This window comes from Emergencia sp. JLR.KK010, from assembly GCF_037018265.1.
Taxonomy (GTDB): domain Bacteria; phylum Bacillota; class Clostridia; order Peptostreptococcales; family Anaerovoracaceae; genus Senimuribacter; species Senimuribacter intestinalis.
Map to the genome: position 1 here is coordinate 1 of NZ_CP143550.1, position 21,395 is coordinate 21,395.

Sequence of the window (21,395 nt, forward strand, 5' to 3'; positions counted from 1 at the left end):
AAACCGGCAACGACCTACTTTCCCAGGCAGCTTCCCACCAAGTATCATCGGCGCTTGAGAGCTTAACTTCTGTGTTCGAGATGGGTACAGGTGTATCCTCCCCGCTATTGTCACCGGATTTCCTGCTTGCCTTTTTCAATCCTGACTTTGTTGCTGCTCTTTCGCTCATCAGTTACGTACACTAGTACGTGCCCTCTTCGCTCCTTCGCACGCCGCGTCAGCTCTTGAAAAATTCTTCGCAGCTTCTTTTCTCTTGAGGTATATACCCTCAAATCTGAATAACAATCAACAAACTCTTCGTAAAACCACTGGTCAAGTTCTCGACCGATTAGTACCTCTCAGCTACATGCATTACTGCACTTCCACCTGAGGCCTATCTACGTGGTAGTCTCCCACGGGTCTTACCTTTTAGGAGGAGATCTCTTCTTGTGGGGGGCTTCGCACTTAGATGCTTTCAGCGCTTATCCCTTCCATACGTAGCTACCCAGCTATGCCTTTGGCAAGACAACTGGTACACCAGAGGTATGTCCATCCCGGTCCTCTCGTACTAAGGACAGCTCCACTCAAATCTCCAACGCCCACAGCGGATAGGGACCGAACTGTCTCACGACGTTCTGAACCCAGCTCGCGTACCTCTTTAATGGGCGAACAGCCCAACCCTTGGGACCTACTTCAGCCCCAGGATGAGACGAGCCGACATCGAGGTGCCAAACACCCCCGTCGATGTGAACTCTTGGGGGGTATCAGCCTGTTATCCCCGGGGTAGCTTTTATCCGTTGAGCGATGGCCCTTCCACTCGGTACCACCGGATCACTAAGCCCGACTTTCGTCCCTGCTCGACTTGTCTGTCTTGCAGTCAAGCTCCCTTCTGCCTTTGCACTCTTCGCGCGATTTCCGTCCGCGCTGAGGGAACCTTTGGGCGCCTCCGTTACTCTTTAGGAGGCGACCGCCCCAGTCAAACTGCCCACCTGACACTGTCCCAGTACCGGATTACGATACATGGTTAGAATCCCAACGTTACAAGGGTGGTATCCCAACGGTGACTCCACCAATACTGGCGTACTGATCTCTTTGTCTCCCACCTATCCTGTACATGCAACGCCGAAACTCAATATCAAGCTACAGTAAAGCTCCACGGGGTCTTTCCGTCCTGCTGCGGGTAACCGGCATCTTTACCGGTACTACAATTTCACCGAGTCTATTGTTGAGACAGTGCCCAGATCATTACGCCTTTCGTGCGGGTCGGAACTTACCCGACAAGGAATTTCGCTACCTTAGGACCGTTATAGTTACGGCCGCCGTTTACTGGGGCTTAAGTTCTGTGCTTCTCCTCACGGATGACACTTCCCCTTAACCTTCCAGCACCGGGCAGGCGTCAGCCCCTATACTTCAGCTTTCGCTTTTGCAGAGACCTGTGTTTTTGGTAAACAGTTGCCTGGGCCTTTTCACTGCGGCCTGCCGAAGCAGGCACCCCTTCTCCCGAAGTTACGGGGTCATTTTGCCGAGTTCCTTAACAATAGTTCTCTCGCTCGCCTTAGGATTCTCTCCTCATCTACCTGTGTCGGTTTGCGGTACGGGCACCTCGGGTCTTGCTAGCGGCTTTTCTTGACAGCGTGAAATCGACTGCTTCCGGCTTACTTGCCACCCCGTAACGCCTCAGTATTGACTATGCGGATTTGCCTACATTGCCTACCTCGACGCTTGGACACGCTCTACCAGCGGCGTGCTCAGTCTATCCTTCTGTGTCCCCACTTCGCTTAAAACGACCTCCGGTGGTACAGGAATCTCTGCCTGTTATCCATCGCCTACGGCTTTCGCCCTCGGCTTAGGTCCCGACTAACCCTGAGCGGACGAACCTTCCTCAGGAATCCTTAGATTTTCGGCGGGCAGGATTCTCACCTGCCTTGCGCTACTCATGCCAACATTCTCTCTCGTATACAGTCCACAAATCCTTACGAATTTGCTTCTTCCCAGTATACGATGCTCCTCTACCATACATTTCTGTATCCAAAGCTTCGGTAGTAAGTTTTAGCCCCGTTTATCTTCGGCGCAGAGCCACTCGACTAGTGAGCTATTACGCACTCTTTAAATGAGTGGCTGCTTCTAAGCCAACATCCTAGCTGTTTATGCAGCTCCACATCCTTTTCCACTTAACTTACATTTTGGGACCTTAGCTGTTGGTCTGGGCTGTTTCCCTTTCGACTATGAAACTTATCTCACATAGTCTGACTCCCACATATGATATTCCGGCATTCGGAGTTTGATAGTTTTCGGTAACCGGTGAAGGCCCCTAGAACATTCAGTGCTCTACCTCCGGGTATCTTTCTGTGAGGCTAGCCCTAAAGCTATTTCGAGGAGAACCAGCTATCTCCGAGTTCGATTGGAATTTCACCGCTATCCACAAGTCATCCCAACCTTTTTCAACAGATATGGGTTCGGTCCTCCATAACCTTTTACAGTTACTTCAACCTGCTCATGGATAGGTCACCCGGTTTCGGGTCTACAGCATGCAACTTCTCGCCCTATTAAGACTCGCTTTCACTTCGGCTCCAGTGCTTTACACCTTAACCTCGCTGCATACCATAACTCGTTGGCCCGTTCTACAAAAAGTACGAGGTCACTTGCGCTCCCTCTGCTTGTAAGCATAAGGTTTCAGGTTCTTTTTCACTCCCCTCCCGGGGTTCTTTTCACCTTTCCCTCACGGTACTATTCTCTATCGGTCACTGGGTAGTATTTAGGCTTGGGGGGTGGGCCCCCCGGCTTCAGACCGGGTTTCACGTGTCCGGTCCTACTCTGGATCCACTCTGCTCCTTGTCAATTTCGTCTACGGGACTTTTACCTTCTTCGGTTTGCCTTTCCAAACATATTCGACTATCAACAATGGATACATCTTGAGTGTCCGCAACCCCGATAGCAAGCTATCGGTTTGGCCTCTTTCCCTTTCGCTCGCCGCTACTTAGGAAATCGATGTTTCTTTCTCTTCCTACGGGTACTTAGATGTTTCAGTTCCCCGCGTTTCCTTCTCATAACCTATTGATTCAGTTATGGATACCTGTGCATTACCACAGGTGAGTTCCCTCATTCGGATATCTGCGGATCAGCAGATATTTGCTCCTCCCCGCAGCTTTTCGCAGCTTGTCACGTCCTTCGTCGGCTCCCAGTGCCAAGGCATCCGCCTTATGCTCTTCTTCACTTGACCTTTCGCTCGTTTTAATCCGTTCTGACTTTGTTGCTGCTCGCTCACTCCTCAGTTACATACCAATGTATGCGCCTTCCTCGCTCACTCGCGCGCCTCGTCATCTCCGAATTCTAACTTCGCGGTTCTTTGTGTACCATGTACAGCGCTTGCACATGGATTTTTGTTAAAGAATCTTTTCTGGTTTCTCGGTTGAAATCATAGAATTTACCCTTCGCTTGCTTTCGCTATGCTTTGTGTATTTTCTCGATTTCTCTCTTTTCTGTGTTTGTTTCTTGTTATTCAGTTTTCAAGGTACTTTGGTCTTTCGACCTTGGTGGAGAATAAGGGGCTCGAACCCTTGACCCCCTGCGTGCAAGGCAGGTGCTCTCCCAGCTGAGCTAATTCCCCATGAACTCATAGTGTAAAAATCTCGTCTCCTTAGAAAGGAGGTGATCCAGCCGCACCTTCCGATACGGCTACCTTGTTACGACTTCACCCCAGTCATTGGTTTTGCCTTAGACAGCATATTTCCCTGCCGGCTTTGGGCACCCCCAACTTCCATGGTGTGACGGGCGGTGTGTACAAGACCCGGGAACGCATTCACCGCGGCATTCTGATCCGCGATTACTAGCAACTCCGGCTTCGTGCAGGCGAGTTGCAGCCTGCAGTCCGAACTGGGACCGGTTTTCGAGATTTGCTCCGCCTCACGACTTCGCTGCTTTCTGTACCGGCCATTGTAGCACGTGTGTAGCCCAGAACATAAGGGGCATGATGATTTGACGTCATCCCCACCTTCCTCCGAGTTGTCCCCGGCAGTCCCACTAGAGTGCCCATCTTACTGCTGGCAACTAATGGCAAGGGTTGCGCTCGTTGCGGGACTTAACCCAACATCTCACGACACGAGCTGACGACAACCATGCACCACCTGTCTCCTCTGTCCGTAGAAAAACCCGATTAAGGGTCTGTCAGAGGGATGTCAAGTCCTGGTAAGGTTCTTCGCGTTGCTTCGAATTAAACCACATGCTCCGCTGCTTGTGCGGGTCCCCGTCAATTCCTTTGAGTTTCACACTTGCGTGCGTACTCCCCAGGCGGAGCACTTAATGCGTTAACTACGGCACCGAAGTCTTGCGACCCCGACACCTAGTGCTCATCGTTTACGGCGTGGACTACCAGGGTATCTAATCCTGTTTGCTCCCCACGCTTTCGTACCTCAGTGTCAGTTACAGTCCAGAAAGCCGCCTTCGCCACTGGTGTTCCTCCTAATATCTACGCATTTCACCGCTACACTAGGAATTCCGCTTTCCTCTCCTGCACTCAAGCATCCCAGTTCGCAGGGCGAACAATGGTTGAGCCATTGCCTTAAACCCTGCGCTTAGGTTGCCACCTACGTACTCTTTACGCCCAATAATTCCGGATAACGCTTGCCCCCTACGTATTACCGCGGCTGCTGGCACGTAGTTAGCCGGGGCTTCCTCCTTGGGTACCGTCAGTTCTTCTTCCCCAAGGACAGAAGTTTACGACCCGAAGGCCTTCTTCCTTCACGCGGCGTTGCTGCATCAGGCTTTCGCCCATTGTGCAATATTCCCCACTGCTGCCTCCCGTAGGAGTTTGGACCGTGTCTCAGTTCCAATGTGGCCGTTCACCCTCTCAGGTCGGCTACTGATCGTCGCCTTGGTAAGCCGTTACCTTACCAACTAGCTAATCAGACGCAGGCCCATCCTTTGCCGATAAATCTTTGACCATCTGCTCATGTAACCAAATGGTGTTATCAGGTTTTAATCATCGTTTCCAATGGCTATCCCTGTGCTAAGGGCAGGTTGCCTACGCGTTACTCACCCGTCCGCCGCTTTCCACTGACTCCTTCAACCGAAGTATCTGTCATCAGCTTCTCGCTCGACTTGCATGTGTTAGGCACGCCGCCAGCGTTCATCCTGAGCCAGGATCAAACTCTTAATTAAATGGTATATCAAAGACTAATGTCTTAAATATCTTTCTTAAGATATCCTTGTTCGGATTCTGAACGCTTTGCGCTCTTGCAATATATTCTTCTTAGAATTATTGTTCTTCTTTTAAGAAATTGTCGTGAACTCTCACAAACTAGTAATGTCTTACCAATTTGCTGATTGTTCAATTTTGTTTTGACTAAATTTCTACACTATGAAGTTGTCTAGGTTCTGTCTGCTCTTTCAAGCGGACTGCTGTCCTTGCGACAGCTTATTTATCTTACCACTCTTTGGCTCTTATGTCAACCTCTTTTTTGAAGTTTTTTCGAGCTTTTTTCTTCTCCTTTTCTGGGAGTTTTCTGTGGCAAGTCTGCCTGTGGGGTTCCCCCTGCAAGACAGCTTTCTTAATATATCACCCTTTTCTTCTCCCGTCAAGTACCTTTTTCCCTTTTTTCTATTGTTCTTTTTTTCTGAATCCTTCAGCGCTTTTCATCTCTCCTTCCCGGCATTACCATTGGAGATTTTTCTTACATATAATTCCTGAATATACTTCCCCGGTTGTCTATCCTTGTTAAAAAAAATTTTTTTAATCATTTTTGTCATTTTATTTCATATTTTTGTATATGTATATACAAAAATCTCTGATCTCTTTTTTCGTCATTGATTACATGTAACTTTATTTCTTGTTTTTAATGCCGCATATGTTTGTAAACTCAATGCATTTTATGCACAGGATATACATTCAAGAATGTGACCGAGAATTTTAATTAACTTGACAAATCTTTTTTTCAGAATTATAATAAAAATGGCTATATAGCCTAGGATTTTTTACTTGATTTTATTTTTAAGGAGGACTTATTTATGGGTAGAAAGATTCCTTTATGGCAATGCTTAATTGTCATTCTTGCGATGGTCGGTCTGCTGATGTGGTCTATTTTGAAAGACACAGGTGGAGAGCCTCATATCGCATTAATCTTAGCCGCCTGCGTCGGCGGCATCGTTGCTGCTGCAAACGGCTGGAAATGGGCTTATCTTGAAAAAGGTATTCTTGCCTCCATCAACCGTTCTATGCAAGCTTGCTTAATTCTTGCAATCGTAGGATGTATGATTGCTTCTTGGATGGCTGCAGGCACAATTCCTTCCATGATGTACTATGGTATCAAGGTTATCAGCCCGAGCATTTTCCTGGTAACTGCTTGTATCCTTTGTGCTATCGTATCTCTGGCGACCGGTTCTTCCTGGTCCACGGCTGGCTCCATGGGTGTTGCACTGATTGGTGTAGGTACCGCACTGGGATTTCCTTCTATTATGACTGCTGGTGCCGTAGTATCCGGTGCTTACTTTGGAGACAAAATGTCTCCGCTGTCCGATACCACAAATCTGGCTCCAGCTATGGCAGGCGCTACTTTGTTCGATCACATTAAGCATATGATTTATACCACCGGTACATCTTTAGTAGTCGCACTGGTTGCATATGCTGTTATGGGATTCATGCATTCTTCCTCCAATGCACCAGACCTTGGTGTATTGAACGAGATTACTGCATTTATTGAAGCATCTTCCAATATTAGCATTATCGCTTTGGTTCCGCCAGTATTTGTAATTGCTGCAGTAATCTTAAAGCTACCAGCATTACCATCTCTGCTGGGCGGCGTATTTATCGGTGTTCCTCTGATGTTCTGGAACAGACCATATATCGAAGCTGCTATCGATGACGACTTAACTGCAAACATTTTCAATATTTTAAATAACGGTGTTGCTATGGGTTCAGTCTCTGATGATGCATCGGCAATCATTCAAGAGCTAGCAAGCTTACTGTCCTGTGACGGCATGCAGGGCATGTTCTGGACCATTTCCATCATTCTTTGCGCAATGTGTTTCGGCGGTATCGTAGATGTAACTGGCATCATGGGCACCTTTGCAGGGCTGCTGCTGAAAGTAGCAAAAGGCAGAGGCGGTCTGGTTCTGGCTACAGAATTCTCCTGTATCTTCGTAAACGCAATCTGCTGCGACCAGTACTTAGCATTAGTATTACCTGGCAGAATGTTCAAGGAAGCGTTCGAAGACATGAGACTGGCACCAAAGAACCTGTCCAGGTGTCTGGAAGACTCCGGAACTATTACATCCAACTTCTTCCCTTGGAACACCTGCGGCGCAACCATGAGATCCTTCTTGGGCGTAGGAAGCGGTTATATTCCGTATGCAATTCTCAACTGGTTAAATCCTGTAGTTTCCATTATCTTCGGCTACACCGGCATTACCATGACCAAGATGAGCGAAGAAGAATACCAAAAGATACTCAGCGAAAGAGAAAGAGAGCAGAAAGAGGCTCTGGAAGCATTAGAAGCTTAACTATATCAACCTTATACTGATAAAAGAACCGGCAGGATACTCCTCGCCGGTTCTCTTCTTTATTTTCTAACCAATTCATTAAGTTGCATAAGTCGCTGTTTGTTCATCGGCGGCATATCCGCCAGCTTATACGGAATGTCAAGTTTTTTGTACTTGTTAACTGCCATGTTATGGTATCCCAGAAGTTCCACCTTGTCCACATATTTAATGCGGCGCAGGAAGCCATTGAGACTTTCGATATACGCTTCTGTATCGTTATATCCTGGCATAATCACCTGTCTAATCCACACATGTTTTCCAAAGCGGTTAATGGCGTCAATAACTTTAAATAAAGTTTCCTGATACCTTCCGGTCAGGTTATGAAACTCCTCCGAATCCACGTGTTTAATGTCCAAAAGAATCAAATCTGCCACTGCAATAGCAGCCTCGGAGTCTTTGTCAAAATAGGTTCCGCTGGTATCAATGGCACTGCTGATTCCTTCTTCTTTTAGCGCATTGATTGCCTCAGACACAAATTTCCCCTGCATAAGCGGCTCTCCTCCTGAAAAAGTCACACCGCCGTCTTCTCCATAGTACGGAATTCCCCTCTTTGCACGGGCAACAATTTCACCAACCGTAGCGCGGTGTCCGCCGCCAGTGCGCCAGGTGTCCGGATTATGGCAATAAGCACACCTTGCCGGGCAGCCCTGCAGAAAAAACACAGTTCTAATACCAGGACCATCAACTGCTCCAAAGGTTTCTATGGAGTGCAGCAATCCCATGTTCATACTGTAATCCTCCCATCTTTAAAAAGGGAATACCGCTCCGCGATATTCCCTTTTGTGTCATAATCTTTACAGTCCTTCGTGGAATGTTCTGTCGATAACTTCCTTCTGGTGTGCTTTGGATAATGCGTTAAATCTTACTGCATAACCGGATACACGAATTGTCAGTGAAGGATATTTGTCTGGATTTTCATAAGCATCCATCAGCACTTCTCTGTTCAGCACGTTTACGTTCAGGTGGTGTGCACCCTGACCAAAGTATCCGCTGAGCAGTTTAACCAGAGTTTCTTTTCTGTCTTCTCTGTCTTTACCAAGGGAATCCGGTGTAATGCTGAATGTATTAGAAATACCATCCTGGCAAGTATCCCAGTCAATCTTAGCTACAGAGTTTAAGGATGCAACTGCACCGTGGTTATCTCTGCAGTGCATTGGGTTTGCACCTGGCGCAAACGGAGTTCCAGCTCTTCTTCCGTCAGGCGTGTTACCGGTCTTCTTACCGTACATAACGTTGGAAGTGATAGTCAGTACGGAAAGAGTTGTTACAGCGTTTCTGTAAGCCGGCTGTTTTCTCAATTCCTGAATGGATTTTTCGGAAATCTTAACTGCCAGTTCATCTACTCTGTCATCGTCGTTTCCGTATTTAGGGAAATCACCCTCAGTTTCAAAGTCAACGATTACGCCGTTTTCATCTCTGATTGGAGTAACCTTAGCATATTTGATTGCAGACAGAGAGTCAGCTGCTACAGAGAAACCTGCAACACCAAACGCCATCAGTCTCTTCACTTCAGAATCCAGGAATGCCATCTGGGATCTTTCGTAGTCATATTTATCGTGCATGAAGTGGATAATGTTCATGATTCTAGCATATACGCTCATGAGCCATTCCAGATAAATGTTGTATCTTCTCCATACTTCATCAAAGTCTAAAGGACCATCCGGCATGGATTCCATCTGAGGTCCGATGTGCTCGCCGGTTCTTTCGTCGATACCGCCGTTGATAGCCAGCAGTAAGCACTTAGCCAGGTTACATCTTGCGCCGAAGAACTGCATCTGCTGTCCCATCTGAATTGCGGATACACAGCAAGCGATGGAGTAGTCTTCGCCATAAGCCGGTCTCATCTTGTCGTCGTTTTCGTACTGAATGGAGTCTGTGTCGATGGAAACCTGTGCACAGAACTTTTTGAACGGTTCAGGCAGGTCTTTGGACCAGAGAACTGTCAGGTTTGGTTCCGGTGCAGCACCCAGGTTGTATAAAGTGTTCAGATATCTGTAAGTCATCTTAGTAACTCTGTGTCTGCCGTCAGCGCCTACGCCGCCCAGACCTTCTGTAATCCACATAGGGTCTCCGCCAAACAGTTCGTTGTATTCAGTAGTTCTCAGATGTCTTGCAACTCTCAGCTTCAGAATAAAGTCATCAATGAATTCCTGAATCTGTTCTTCTGTATATTTTCCACTTGCCAGGTCTCTTTCAGCATAAACGTCGATAAAAGTAGCTGTTCTTCCCAGAGACATTGCTGCGCCATTTTCTTCTTTGATACCTGCAAGGTAAGCGAAGTAAGTCCACTGAATTGCTTCTCTTACGTCAGTTGCTGGCTTGGAAATGTCATAGCCGTACTTTTCAGCCATTTTCTTGATTTCTTTCAGAGCAGCAATCTGGTTCCAGATTTCTTCAGCCAGTCTTACATTTTCTTCGCTCATGATAGGTCTTGATGCGATTTCGTCGTGGTCAATCTGCTTTGCTTCGATCAGTCTGTCGATACCATACAGTGCCGCTCTTCTGTAGTCACCGATGATTCGGCCTCTGCCGTATGCATCAGGAAGTCCTGTGATATATCCCAGGTGTCTTGCTTTTCTCATTTCAGGGGAATAAGCCTTAAATACACCATCGTTATGAGAAGTTACATAGTTGAACATGAATTCTACTTCTTCAGGAAGTTTTTCGCCATATTCAGCAACTTCCTCTCTTACCATTTTGATTCCACCAAACGGGCAGATACCTCTCTTCAAAGGTTCATCAGTCTGCAGACCTACAATCAGGTCCTTTCCTTCAATAATGTAGCCAGGATCAAAAGCGTTGATTCTCATGATTCTGCTTGCGTCAACTTTCAGAGTACCGCCGTTGTGTCTTTCTTCAACCAGCAGTTTCTTTACTTTGTCGTTCACTTCTGTAGTTCTTGCAGTCGGACCTGCTAAGAAACTTTCGTCTCCATCATAAGGAGTATAGTTAGTGTTGATAAAATCATCCACGTTAATTGTAGTTTCCCATGCTCCTGATTTGAAGCCTTCCCATGCATTACTCATGTTCAATGTTCTCCTTTACTGTTAATTAATCATATTTAGGGGTAGTGTATTGAATTCTGTATCTTGTATACAAAATTGGTACAATTTTTTGGTTACACCTTCAGTTCTCAATTCCTACCTGATGGGTAACCCTTTTTCTGCTATCATAATACAGCGGAAGAATGTTTTCGTCAACACCCTTATGCAAAGTTTTTTGTTCTTTTTTTGAAACATAAAAAATGCTTCTATACCAGTGATTTTCAATAGATTCTCACAATACCTAAGTCACCTTTTATTCTCCTGTCTCTACCGCAGAATTTACTTTGCCTACCTCTAAAATTTTCAGCTTTATCTTTTATATTTTCCTGTTATTCTAACATACTATTTTCAGGAGGTTTCCGCAAACTATGTTAAAACTGCTTATCATATTTTTTATCGTTACGGCGTTCTTTTTTCTGCGCCGCGCTTTGGTCCCCGCATTTCTCGGCATCGCCATCGCCTATATTCTGGATCCTTATGTCTGCTGGCTGGAGAAAAAACTTTCAGCCAAGCGTTTTCTTTGCGTTCTTCTTGCTTATCTGACTGTGGCAGGCGCATTTTGCCTGCTAGCCGTTGGCTTTGCTGATATCGCCTGCGACCATCTAACAGCAGGGTCTCTACAAAGTATCGTCACTTCACTGCAAGCCTACTATGAAGAGTATAAATCCCTAATCAGGCAGCTATTTGGCATATCTTTCGGTCAAGCTGATGTAGTACTGATGGTACAAAGCCTCGGAAGCGGTCTTACAAAATTCTTTATCGGCGCCGTTGCTGCTATGTACCTTTTGAAAGATAAGGATTTCTTTCTTCGCTTGTGCAACAAGGGACTGCACCTTTTTTTGGGTCAAAAAGCGCACGGCATTCTCAGGGAAATTGCTTTTTCCATAAACGACGTCGTCTCTGCATTTCTGCGAGGCGTCTTTGTAGATTCGGTCATTGTCGCCTTTTTATCGTCACTTGCGCTTGCACTGATTGGCGTTGACTTTTCTGTGTTTATCGGTTGTTTTGCTGGCATAGCTAACGTAATTCCCTACTTCGGTCCAGTCATCGGTATTATTCCCGCATCCCTAATTGCACTGGCTCAGGGCGGACTTTCCAAAGCTATACTTGCTGCGCTGGCGCTTTTTGCCGTTCAACAAGTAGAATCGAATTTTATTTATCCGCGTATCATTGGAAAATCCACTGGGCTGCACCCATTCTTCGTTCTAATCTCTGTATCCGCAGCCGGAGCCGTTGGAGGTCTTCTCTGGATGATTCTGGCAGTTCCTCTGGCTGGTATTATAAAAGTTCTTCTTGAAAAATGGGCACAATCCCAATAATAAAACCGCCCCTCTCGATTGCTCATCTTTGAGAGGGACGGTTTTATTATTGGGATGGAAAAATTCACACAAATTAACGTTTGTTGCTTCTTCTCCAAATTCTCTGTTCTTCAGCAGCCTTAATTAAATCCTCGCGGCAGTCAGGATGCGCAATGTCAATGATGGCTTCAGCTCTTTGCCAAGTTGCTTTGCCAGGAAGTACTGCTACACCGTATTCAGTTACCATATAAGGTGCCTGCGTTCTCGGTGTTGTAATTACATCACCCTGCGTGAACTTAGGGAAGATGTTGGAGTGACGGTTGCCTTCTTTGTCAACACGGCTTGAAGGGAATGCAAGAAATGCTTTTCCATTCGGGCACTCCAGACCACCTGTTACGAAGTCCAGCTGTCCGCCAGTACCGCTGATGTGACGGGTACCTGCTGTTTCGGAGCATACCTGTCCATAAAGGTCCATAGAAATACAGCTGTTGATAGAAACGAATTTCTCGTGCTGTCTCAGGGTGGCCGGGTCATTTACGTATGCCATTGGTGCAGATACGATCATCTGGTTTTCGTTTAAGAAATCGTACAGTTCTCTGGAACCGCTGCAGATAGAGAATACGCCTTTGCCCTTGTCAATGTTCTTTCTTCTGTCAGTCATTTTACCGGACTGATATAATTTCAGATATCCGTTAGACATCAGTTCAGTATGCATGCCTAAGTCTTTCAGGTCGGACTCTGCAATGAGCATGCCCAGGCAATCAGGCATGCCGCCGATACCCAGCTGCAGTGTAATTCCGTCTTCCAGGTAAGGGAAGATATATTCTGCAATCTGTTTGTCGATGTCGGAAGCCTTGCCTACTGGTGTAGTTGCAAGCTCAGCATCAGATTCAACAACATAGTCAACCTGAGAAATATGGATATGATCTGTGCATTTACCGTAAATCTTCGGCATATTCGGATTTACTTCCAGGATAATGGTCTTTGCCTGATCCAGCATCTCCTGCAGACAGCAGTTAGTCAGACCGTAGTTGAAGTTGCCGTGCTCATCCATTGGAGCTACTGTAATCATTGCAACATCTACTGGCGCAAAACCCTTCGTATAATATCTGCCGCAGTGTCTGAACAGCATTGGGGAGTAATATGCTCTGCCCTGGTCGCAGTATTTACGATCAAGACCGGAAGTATGCCACAGGTTATAAGTAAAGGATTCCTGATTTGGATCCTGCTCTACAATCTGAACCGGTTTCATGCTGATTGCATGTCTGACTTTAACGTCCTTTACTTCTCCTACTCTTCCTGCCAGCGCACGGTCCAGCGCTTCCGGAAAAGAACACGTCTGGCTGTAGTCAACCCAGTCTCCGTCTTTAACAACTTTAACTGCTTCTTCTGCGGTGCGAAGTTTCGCACGATATTCTTCATAAACGTTCATAGTAATATGTTCCTTTCTTATGATTCAAAGTTCTAATAATCAAGCCGCAGTATAAAACCACTTACTACTATTATAACAAAAACTGTATTGAAATCAATACAGTTTCCTCAAATTGTCAAAAAAAAATCAATTCTTTGTTAATTTATAGTCAATCTGTGTTTTCTAATGTTTCTCCGCGATTGACAATGAAAATGCCGGCGCAGACACACAACAGCGCAACAAGACTCTGTACCCACGGAATCTGCCCACTTTCTGTAAGAAACAGCGCGGAAAGCACAACGCCAAACACCGGCGTGGTAAAGCCGAAGACGGTGACCTTTGAAACCGGATTATATTTGAGGAGCACGCCCCAAACGGAGTATGCTACTGCCGAAATCAATGCCATATAAACCATCATTGGATATGCCCACAGGCTTGTTACCGTCAAATGGCCTCCGCCAATCCATGCTGCAGCCGTCATAATCACGCCGCCCATCATGAACTGATATCCACTGAGCACCACCGGACTTTCCTTTGCAGAATAAAGTTTTACAAGTACCGAGGAAAAGGCATAAGACACGCAAGCAATGAGCAGAAACCCCTCACCATTGAGCGCAAGACCGCCGCCAAGACCCTCGGCTCCACTGACATTAACTAAAATCACACCGGAAAACCCGATAACACAGCCTGCACTCTTCGCCTTCGTCATTTTTTCCTGATGAAAAATTAGTGATGCAATAAGAATCGACAGAAAAACATGGGCTCCCTCTATGATAGAACCTTTTACTCCTGTCGTATGGGCAAGCCCCACATAAAAGAAAAAATACTGAATTACGGTCTGCGCCATGCTGATTTTTGCCACCATGCCCCAGGAGCCTTTTTTCGGAAACAGAATCTTCTTCTGCGGCACGCTTGCTGTCAGAATCACCAGCACACCCGCTAGCGTAAACCGAATACCCGCAAAAAGAATCTGCGACCAGGTATCTGTGCTTTCGATGGCAAAAAGCCGGTAGCCGATTTTAATACATGGAAATGCGCTGCCCCACAAGAAACAGCAGAGCAGCGCCAGCAAACAAACAATACTCGTTTTTTGTAAATAGTGTTCTTTGTTCATTCTAATCTTCTCTCTGATGAAAACTGATAAACCGTCCAAGTCTATCACTGACGATTTCTTTATGCTGCATAGCAATTTCACCGCCTATGATGACATAGCTTATCCCCTCAGGCTGCACGTCGATATTTTCATAGGTGGCACCATCTATTATAGTCGTTTCATCAAAAATAGTCAAATCCGCATCAGCGCCAAGTTCTATTCTTCCTTTGTCCGATAAAGACAATCTATCTGCCGGTCTGACGGTCATTTTGGCAAGAGCGTCAAGTAAAGAAATCACCTTTTCTTCTCTTACATATTTCCCCAGAACTCTGGGAAAAGTGCCTGAAGCGCGCGGGTGTCCATCACCGCCAAAGAGAATTCCATCGCTGCCAATCATACCGTGTTCACTGGAGATTGCTGCAGAAATTTCTTCTTCATTCATAATAAAGCCCACCGCCATCATGTCAGGATATTTTTCTCTCGCCTCGTCTAAAATTTCTTTTGTGCAATAGGTGTTTTTATAAGGTTCTTTCGTCAGCATAATGGCGCTGATATCCTCACACCACTGATTCAGGCTTTCCTCTTCAAATACCTCACTGCCTATCAAGGTTGAAAAGGCGTTATACGGATAAGTATCAAAATCCAGCAGCGGATTTTCGCTAATCAGTTTATCAATGAGAGCCAGAGACTCTTCCATCTGCCCGGTCGCAGAGCAGCTAGACAGATGGGAAATCTGAAACTTTACACCGCTGTCCTTTGATAAACGCTGCATTTCCTCTATGGACTCGATGGCACCGATGCCGGATTCTCTATAATGTGCCGATGCCAGATATCTCTTATCTTTTAGCAATGCCAGCGCTTCCATCATATCGTCATAGGTTATCGCAGGGTCATATTCTATTCCAAAAGAAATACCGCAAGCGCCTTCCCGCAGCTCTTCTTCTAACAATGTTCGCAGGCTTTCTCTCTGATGTTCATTCGCACGCTCATAATGTCCCAATCCAAGTTCATAGCGCATCTGATTGTAACCTGCAAACATAACCATATTGACAGGACTTCCGCCCAGTTTCGCTACCCGGTCTTTGAATTCAGCCAGCCTCTGCCTCTGTATGCCGCAGTTTCCGCCACAGGCTGTCGTCACTCCCATCTTCAGCATCATATTTCCGATTATATATTCTGCATCTTCTCCCAGCAAATCATCTTCATGCATATGAATATCAATAAAGCCTGGCGATACAATTTGGTTCATCGCATCTAAGGTCTTCTTTGCCTCGGGCATATCTTCCCCTAAATAAACAATTTTCCCATTACGAACACCGATATTGGCTTTCTTTATTTGTGCCGCCTGAAAGTCAGGGTAACGCCCGTTTATAATCAGTAAATCCATCATATCTATTTACCTCTTTTATTCTTCCTCATATTCATAATAGCAATTATAGCATAGACCAGTGTAAAAGTTAGTGCTGCTCCATTGACAGTAGAAACTAGACTAAGTCTGGCTTCTGCCAGCAAATACACCGCCATAGCGCCACTAGCACCGAGAATCAGCGCATTTTTATTAAAACCATAGCGAAGCAACATCAGAAATGCCAGCAACGCCAAAATCGCAGGTAAAAATGCTCTTACGTACATCATGCCTTTTTCTCCTCAAATTCTGTTTTCAGTTTCTTTAAGTTCTCTTCATTCGCCAGTATTTTAATCACATGGCGGCAAATGATACCCGCACCAGTCGCCAGTGCCTTGTGTGCTCTGTCTGTCTTCATAGCATCGGCAAATTCTCTGGTATGTATTGGCACGCCTTTGTCCACCACCTGCAAGGTCGGATGAAAGACTGGGCAGACAAAGCTTACATTGCCGCAGTCGGAAGACCCAAAGAGTTCTTCGGGATTGCCGTTTAAAGTAAGTCCCATTTCCTCATAAGTTTCTGCAAGCAAAGCATTGCCAAAGGGTAAAATCAGCAGATTGTCGTACCTTTCTGCAGTTGCTTTCTTCTCCCAGGTAGTCTGGGTTGCAATAGCAGCACCCGCTGCACAGTCATCAATCATCTTGTTGACCTGATTCAGATAAGGTCTGTCAAATCCGCGAATGTAAAGTTCTGCAGATACTTCCTCCGGCACAATATTCGGCGCTTCTCCCGGATTTCTGATAATGCCGTGTATTTGGATATCCGTTTTCACGTGCTGCCTAAGCATATCGATCGCATGAAAGAACAGCTGACAGGCATTAAAGGCATTATGACCATCCCAAGGTGCCGCCGAAGCATGGGCTGCTTTCCCATGAAAATAATAGGTATAGGTATCAAGCGCCCGCAGCTTCGTATAAACCTGATTGGCATCGTAAAGGTGTATCATCATCGCCATATCATAATCATCAAAAGCACCGGTGCGAATCATCTTCGGTTTACCGCCGTTATACTCCTCGTCAGGGGTTCCAATGATATGAATATCCACATCCAAATCGTCCTGCAGTGCAGAAAGTGCGATACCTGCAAGTATACTAATAGAGCCGCTGAGGCAATGTCCGCAGGCGTGCCCCAGTTCTGGAAGTGCATCATATTCTGCAAGCAGCGCAATTTTATATTTATGGTCATTATTTCCAAAAACCGCCTTATATGCTGTTTCCAGGCCCGCAAAAGGATATGTCACGGTAAATCCTTTTTCTCTAAGAAGGGCAGTCATTTTTTCTGTAGTTCGGTATTCCTGACCGCCTACTTCCGGATGATCTGCCAAATCATCACTAAGAGCCATCAGCTCCTTGTGAAAAAGACCGATTTTTTCATCGGTCTTTCTCACAAGGCTCGTATATGTTTTCATAATTTTACTCACCTCTTAAATTTCACTCCAGTATGTCGTTCTTAGAACGGTCCCCACTGCATTAAGTGTGCAATTACAACCAGAATTGCGCCTAATAAGTATTGAATTCCAATTAACGGCAGAATCCATCTTGCCCATTTTTCCCAAGGAATCTTTGCAAGTGCCAAGGCTGCCATAAAGTAGCCAGATGTCGGTGTAAAGATATTGGAAATACCATCACCCAGCTGGAATGCCAGCGTTGCAGTCTGACGGGTTACACCTACCATATCAGCAAGCGGCGCCATAATCGGCATGGACACTGCAGCCTGACCGGAACCGGATGGAATGATAAAGTTCAGTAAGCACTGGAAAATATACATACCAACTGCGGAAATCACTGAAGGCAGCTGCATCAGGATATTTGCAGTTGCATGCAGCAGTGTATGGATGATATTGCCGTCTGTCAGCACTACCATGATACCTCTGGCGAAACCACAAACTAATGCGCCTCCGCAAATTCCAGTCATTCCGTTGGAAATAGATTCTGCAAACTCATTGACTGACATGCCGCCAATGATAGCTGACACAATCGCCAGACCAAAGAAAAGTCCCGCAATTTCATTAAAGTACCAGCCCCACTGAATAGTTCCATACGCAAGAAGAACAATGGTAATCAGCAGTGCCAGCAGAACCAGTTTCTGTCTGATTCCAAACGGATGCAATTCTTCATCCAGTTCCAGTTTATCCTCTCTCTTCTGATCTTCTTCATACATTCTGGAAAGGGTCGGATTCTTTTTGACTCTGCGTGCATAAATCATAACAAATGCAACTGTAACAACTACCATAGATACATACACAACAATTCTGTATCCCAGTCCAGAGAACATCGGAAGTCCCGCAATACTTTGCGCAACGCCCTCTGTATATGCGTTCATAAAGGCGCCGCCAAAGCCTGCCGCACCGCCGCAAAGTACGATAGCTGTACCGGTGATAGAGTCAAAGCCTAATGCGAGGCAAAGACTTACGCAGATTGGAATATACGGCAGTAAATCCTCTGCTGAACCGATGATCGCTCCCATCAGTGAGAAAATGAACATCATAACCGGAATGATAAAAAGTTCTTTTCCTGCAAGAGCTTTAGAAACTTTGACAAGTCCTGCCTCAATCGCTCCTGTATCCCCGATTACGCCAAAGCACGCACCAAAGATAAAAATCAGAAATACGATATCAGCTGCTCCCAGCATTCCCCTGAATACAGCGCTCATAGTGCCCATCAGATCCACCGGCGTCTGATCAATATAGCGGAAAGTATCAGGGTCTACAACTTCTCTGCCATCGTCCAGCACCATCATATCATAGGCCCCTGCCGGAACAATATACGTTAGAATTGCACATAATATAATAAGGCCTGTGAGTAATGCGTACACGTGTGGTACTTGGAATTTCTTTTTTGTTTTTTCCATTTTTCGCTCCCTTACTCGATTAAAGATATAAAATATATTTTATACCATTATATGTTACCCCCCCCCGGGTATATATCCGGTTTTAGTTATTTTGGTAAAAAAACTAGCTTTACTGAATATTTCTATAAATCTGAAGTGCAAGAAAAACTTTACAGATGGCAAATCCATATTTCCACATGCACAGCAGCCTCACAAAGGACTAAAGTCTGCACACTTTCTGCTCTCTTACTGGTATGCAGATATAAAGCACTGCATTTTGTTGTTTTTCTTTTGCTGCTCGTCACAGCAAGCCTATGAAAACGATTTCCGTATCATTTTATCTCAGCAAGAATTCTGCTCGTGTCCTCTAGCATGCATAAAATCCGGCTTTTTCCTCAATATATGCACGTTTCTTCATGAATCTGTGCAGATTTTTAAAGGAATCAGAAAAAATATGCACCTTTTCATCCTGATTGAATTGATATTTTTCGTCCAGACACCCCATTTGTGCATATTATAAAGGTTTTCTCAAATTTTACGCACAACTGCGTGCATATTTTGATGATTTTCTTCAAATATATGCATTTCAGACTACTTTTAGCGCGCATTTTTCCTTGTGTTTGCCAATGGTTTCTTAAAAGTTGACAATAAAAACAAGGCAAGATATACTTGCCTTGCGAAAGTTTACTCTTATCAATGATTGAAAGGAAAACCATGAAAAAAAAATTCGTCTGCATGTTTCTCATGCTCGCTCTAACCCTTGGAATGACATCTGTTTTTGCCTCTGCAGATACAGGTTCGACATATAGTACTACCGCTGTCGGATTCAATACAAAAAGAGTTAGCGATACAAAAGCCACTGCTGGTGCAGTAGTTCACTTTTCTTCTACCGCAGATAAATATACTGTTACTATCACTTTGCAAAAGAAATCCGGCAGCAGCTGGGTAACAGCTACTGACGTCAGCGGTAATACAATTAAATACACTGGTACAAATAAAGTCAGTGTTTTAACCTATGATGAATGGACCGTAAAAAAAGGTATTGTTTACAGAGTGAAATGCGTCTCCGTGGACGAATACGATCGAGGCAGCAAATATACTTCCACAACCTATTCAGACCCCTTCTAATTTGAGAACTCCTTATCACCTCTCTAAACTATCTGTTATTTTTCCAAACTCCTCCTCCGAAAGGTCTCCAACAATTGCACACAAGTCCTCTTCTATAAAGAAGTTCGCACTTTTTTCTTCATCTTCTTTCATCCTTATTTCAATTCCATCATTGGTTTCGAAAGTATAGCTATAATTTTTAATAATCTTCATGCCGTCGCCTTTTGACTGTATAAGTTTTATTAGTTTGTTATCTCTTTCATATGTATAAATAAATGAACTAAATGCTTCCGTCACTTCTACCCGCAACTCTTTAAACTCATATCCCTCTGGCACGTAGCCTGGAATCAGCAAGTCCGGATAGTTTTTCTTTATAGTTGCAACCTTATCCCATTCTGTTTCAATCATCGTATCGCCGCCTAAGTTTGCTCCCGGGTCTTCAGCATTATTTTTTACAATTGTGCTGTTTCCATCCTCCATTGTAACCGGACCGTTTTTCCCAGCAATTGCAGCATCCGGCACCAGCAAGTTCATTGCACTAAAAGTACCTGCGCAAACAATCACAACACAGGATATCGCAGCCATATACTTTCTCTTTCTAGCCCTACTCCTTTCCTTGGCAGCTGCGACCCAGCCTTCCAACACCTCTGCGTCTAGTTTTGTCTTCTTTTCGTGTCTCTTCAGTGCCGCTCCTATCTCCTCCATAAACTTCTGCTCGTTCTTCTTCAGGTTTTCTCTCTCTTCTCGTTTCATGCTTTCCCTCACTTATCATTTTCTCCAGTTCTTTTTTCGCTCTGCGTTCTATCGTTTTCACCGAATTGTAATTCATCTTTAAAAGCTTTGCTATCTCCACCATGCTCAATTCCGATACATAGCGGAGTCTGATTATTTCCGGCGCTGGCGGCTTCAGACTATTTACCATTTCAAAGATGTCTTCATCGCTGAAGTCTATCTTTGACGCATATTCTTCTGCGCTAATCCTGTCAAGCTCCTGCTCACAGGACTCGTACAAAAGCTCTTTGTCTTCTCGCCTTTTACTTTTCCTTCCGATTCGTCCCGCTTTTCTCATGGCAATTTTATACAACCAAGAATCCATGCTCTCTATGTCCCGCAGCTGATGCAAATGTAAATAAGCTGCAACAAACACTTCCTGCACAACATCATCTCTGTCGCTGTCTGCCACACCAAAGTGATAAGTTAATCCCAGTATCTTGTCATATTTCTCACAAAGTACTGCTCTTCTTTCTGAAAGTTCTTTTTCTGTCAACTCTCCTTCTCGCTTTCTTTTTGTTTTTCGCTAAATAGCGGTTCCTTTAGTGTATCTCTTTTTTACCATTTTGAAAAGGAATTCTCAGGGTACTTTTTGAAATTTCGACAATTTTTTTGCAAAAAAGAAGTTTTATCGATAGAATATAAAAATCCGCACCACTTTAATGTAAATATAAGGCAATAGTGCAAGACAAAATCAAAGAGATTATTTCACATTGAAGTGAAAAAGAATCCAGATTAAATGCCGGGATGCAGTTCAATCTGATTTAATATGATTAATATGTAATAGCCTGTGCTGCAGAGAAACCGGCGCGCCATAATCTCAAGATTTTTTTGAATATCCGGCGTCCACCCCATGAAAACCGCCATCTTCTAAGCGTTTTTTTGTATACATGGCGCCAGCCATCCGCCAAACGCCATATTGGGA

At 45.0% G+C, this 21,395-nt stretch carries 14 protein-coding genes, 1 tRNA gene and 3 rRNA genes; 4 read left to right on the forward strand and 14 right to left on the reverse strand.

The annotated features are described in order from the left end of the window. Position 1 precedes the first annotated feature (1 nt). The 4 genes from rrf to V1225_RS00020 all read right to left on the reverse strand — a co-directional run bounded on the left by rrf (position 2) and on the right by V1225_RS00020 (position 5,136). A 5S ribosomal RNA gene (gene rrf / locus V1225_RS00005) occupies positions 2 to 118 on the reverse strand. 190 nt (positions 119 to 308) lie between these two features. Further along, positions 309 to 3,199: ribosomal RNA gene (locus V1225_RS00010) — 23S ribosomal RNA — on the reverse strand. Between the two features lie 311 nt (positions 3,200 to 3,510). Beyond that, positions 3,511 to 3,586, reverse strand: a tRNA-Ala gene (locus V1225_RS00015). A gap of 34 nt (positions 3,587 to 3,620) precedes the next feature. Next, positions 3,621 to 5,136, reverse strand: a 16S ribosomal RNA gene (locus V1225_RS00020). The 16S, 23S and 5S rRNA genes sit together here with 1 tRNA gene alongside, the layout of an rRNA operon. An 846-nt stretch (positions 5,137 to 5,982) precedes the next feature. Here V1225_RS00020 and nhaC point away from each other — a divergent pair. After that, the gene (gene nhaC, locus V1225_RS00025) at positions 5,983 to 7,473 is read left to right on the forward strand and encodes a Na+/H+ antiporter NhaC (RefSeq protein WP_160201794.1); all 1,491 of its coding nucleotides are present in this window, start codon (positions 5,983 to 5,985) and stop codon (positions 7,471 to 7,473) included. A 59-nt stretch (positions 7,474 to 7,532) separates the two neighbouring features. On the opposite strand, the gene pflA is transcribed toward nhaC, so the two are convergent. After that, positions 7,533 to 8,240, reverse strand: a complete 708-nt coding sequence (gene pflA / locus V1225_RS00030; protein WP_251632178.1) for a pyruvate formate-lyase-activating protein — start codon at positions 8,238 to 8,240, stop codon at positions 7,533 to 7,535. Between the two features lie 66 nt (positions 8,241 to 8,306). Continuing rightward, positions 8,307 to 10,538, reverse strand: coding sequence for a formate C-acetyltransferase (gene pflB / locus V1225_RS00035; RefSeq protein ID WP_160201792.1), 2,232 nt, complete (start codon positions 10,536 to 10,538; stop codon positions 8,307 to 8,309). 386 nt (positions 10,539 to 10,924) lie between these two features. Between pflB and V1225_RS00040 the strand changes: the two genes are divergently transcribed. After that, a complete protein-coding gene (locus tag V1225_RS00040; protein WP_251632177.1) occupies positions 10,925 to 11,875 on the forward strand; it encodes an AI-2E family transporter in 951 nt (316 codons plus the stop codon). 73 nt (positions 11,876 to 11,948) lie between these two features. On the opposite strand, the gene V1225_RS00045 is transcribed toward V1225_RS00040, so the two are convergent. From V1225_RS00045 to V1225_RS00055, 3 genes are all read right to left on the reverse strand, one after another. Then, the gene (locus V1225_RS00045) at positions 11,949 to 13,286 is read right to left on the reverse strand and encodes an acetyl-CoA hydrolase/transferase C-terminal domain-containing protein (RefSeq protein WP_160201790.1); all 1,338 of its coding nucleotides are present in this window, start codon (positions 13,284 to 13,286) and stop codon (positions 11,949 to 11,951) included. Between the two features lie 148 nt (positions 13,287 to 13,434). Then, complete coding sequence (locus V1225_RS00050; protein ID WP_160201789.1) at positions 13,435 to 14,379, reverse strand: DMT family transporter; 945 nt, start codon at positions 14,377 to 14,379, stop codon at positions 13,435 to 13,437. 1 nt (position 14,380) lies between these two features. Continuing rightward, on the reverse strand, positions 14,381 to 15,607 hold the full coding sequence (locus tag V1225_RS00055) for an amidohydrolase family protein (RefSeq protein WP_350339729.1): 1,227 nt from the start codon (positions 15,605 to 15,607) through the stop codon (positions 14,381 to 14,383). Here V1225_RS00055 and V1225_RS14715 point away from each other — a divergent pair. After that, entirely contained in the window at positions 15,597 to 15,653 is a 57-nt protein-coding gene (locus tag V1225_RS14715) for a hypothetical protein (protein ID WP_350339730.1), read from the forward strand. The two genes, V1225_RS00055 and V1225_RS14715, sit on opposite strands and share 11 nt — an antisense overlap. Positions 15,654 to 15,750: 97 nt before the next feature. Here V1225_RS14715 and V1225_RS00060 read toward each other — a convergent pair whose 3' ends face one another. The 3 genes from V1225_RS00060 to V1225_RS00070 are packed head-to-tail and all read right to left on the reverse strand — an operon-like array spanning position 15,751 to position 18,613. Next, positions 15,751 to 15,993 (reverse strand): hypothetical protein, encoded by a 243-nt coding sequence (locus V1225_RS00060; protein WP_160201787.1) that lies wholly within the window; start codon positions 15,991 to 15,993, stop codon positions 15,751 to 15,753. Next, a complete protein-coding gene (locus V1225_RS00065; RefSeq protein WP_338547088.1) occupies positions 15,990 to 17,171 on the reverse strand; it encodes a M20 family metallopeptidase in 1,182 nt (393 codons plus the stop codon). Before V1225_RS00065 ends, V1225_RS00060 begins: the two co-directional genes overlap by 4 nt. A 41-nt stretch (positions 17,172 to 17,212) precedes the next feature. Next, positions 17,213 to 18,613: an AbgT family transporter gene (locus V1225_RS00070; protein ID WP_160201785.1), complete on the reverse strand. Its 1,401-nt coding sequence runs from the start codon at positions 18,611 to 18,613 to the stop codon at positions 17,213 to 17,215. 693 nt (positions 18,614 to 19,306) lie between these two features. On the opposite strand from V1225_RS00070, the gene V1225_RS00075 reads away from it, so the two are divergent. After that, positions 19,307 to 19,720, forward strand: coding sequence for a hypothetical protein (locus tag V1225_RS00075; protein WP_338547090.1), 414 nt, complete (start codon positions 19,307 to 19,309; stop codon positions 19,718 to 19,720). A gap of 15 nt (positions 19,721 to 19,735) precedes the next feature. Here the strand turns inward: V1225_RS00075 and V1225_RS00080 are convergent, their stop codons facing one another. Beyond that, positions 19,736 to 20,404 (reverse strand): DUF4367 domain-containing protein, encoded by a 669-nt coding sequence (locus tag V1225_RS00080; RefSeq protein ID WP_338548140.1) that lies wholly within the window; start codon positions 20,402 to 20,404, stop codon positions 19,736 to 19,738. Continuing rightward, the gene (locus V1225_RS00085; RefSeq protein WP_338547091.1) at positions 20,304 to 20,966 is read right to left on the reverse strand and encodes an RNA polymerase sigma factor; all 663 of its coding nucleotides are present in this window, start codon (positions 20,964 to 20,966) and stop codon (positions 20,304 to 20,306) included. Before V1225_RS00085 ends, V1225_RS00080 begins: the two co-directional genes overlap by 101 nt. Between the last annotated feature and the right edge of the window lie 429 nt (positions 20,967 to 21,395).

Excerpts from the sequence above, each read along its gene's own strand:
- nhaC (WP_160201794.1), top strand. The coding sequence starts at position 5,983 with ATGGGTAGAAAGATTCCTTTATGGCAATGCTTAATTGTCATTCTTGCG.
- pflA (WP_251632178.1), bottom strand. The coding sequence starts at position 8,240 with ATGAACATGGGATTGCTGCACTCCATAGAAACCTTTGGAGCAGTTGAT.
- pflB (WP_160201792.1), bottom strand. The coding sequence starts at position 10,538 with ATGAGTAATGCATGGGAAGGCTTCAAATCAGGAGCATGGGAAACTACA.
- V1225_RS00040 (WP_251632177.1), top strand. The coding sequence starts at position 10,925 with ATGTTAAAACTGCTTATCATATTTTTTATCGTTACGGCGTTCTTTTTT.
- V1225_RS00045 (WP_160201790.1), bottom strand. The coding sequence starts at position 13,286 with ATGAACGTTTATGAAGAATATCGTGCGAAACTTCGCACCGCAGAAGAA.
- V1225_RS00050 (WP_160201789.1), bottom strand. The coding sequence starts at position 14,379 with ATGAACAAAGAACACTATTTACAAAAAACGAGTATTGTTTGTTTGCTG.
- V1225_RS00055 (WP_350339729.1), bottom strand. The coding sequence starts at position 15,607 with ATGAACCAAATTGTATCGCCAGGCTTTATTGATATTCATATGCATGAA.
- V1225_RS00060 (WP_160201787.1), bottom strand. The coding sequence starts at position 15,993 with ATGATGTACGTAAGAGCATTTTTACCTGCGATTTTGGCGTTGCTGGCA.
- V1225_RS00065 (WP_338547088.1), bottom strand. The coding sequence starts at position 17,171 with ATGAAAACATATACGAGCCTTGTGAGAAAGACCGATGAAAAAATCGGT.
- V1225_RS00070 (WP_160201785.1), bottom strand. The coding sequence starts at position 18,613 with ATGGAAAAAACAAAAAAGAAATTCCAAGTACCACACGTGTACGCATTA.
- V1225_RS00075 (WP_338547090.1), top strand. The coding sequence starts at position 19,307 with ATGAAAAAAAAATTCGTCTGCATGTTTCTCATGCTCGCTCTAACCCTT.
- V1225_RS00080 (WP_338548140.1), bottom strand. The coding sequence starts at position 20,404 with ATGGAGGAGATAGGAGCGGCACTGAAGAGACACGAAAAGAAGACAAAA.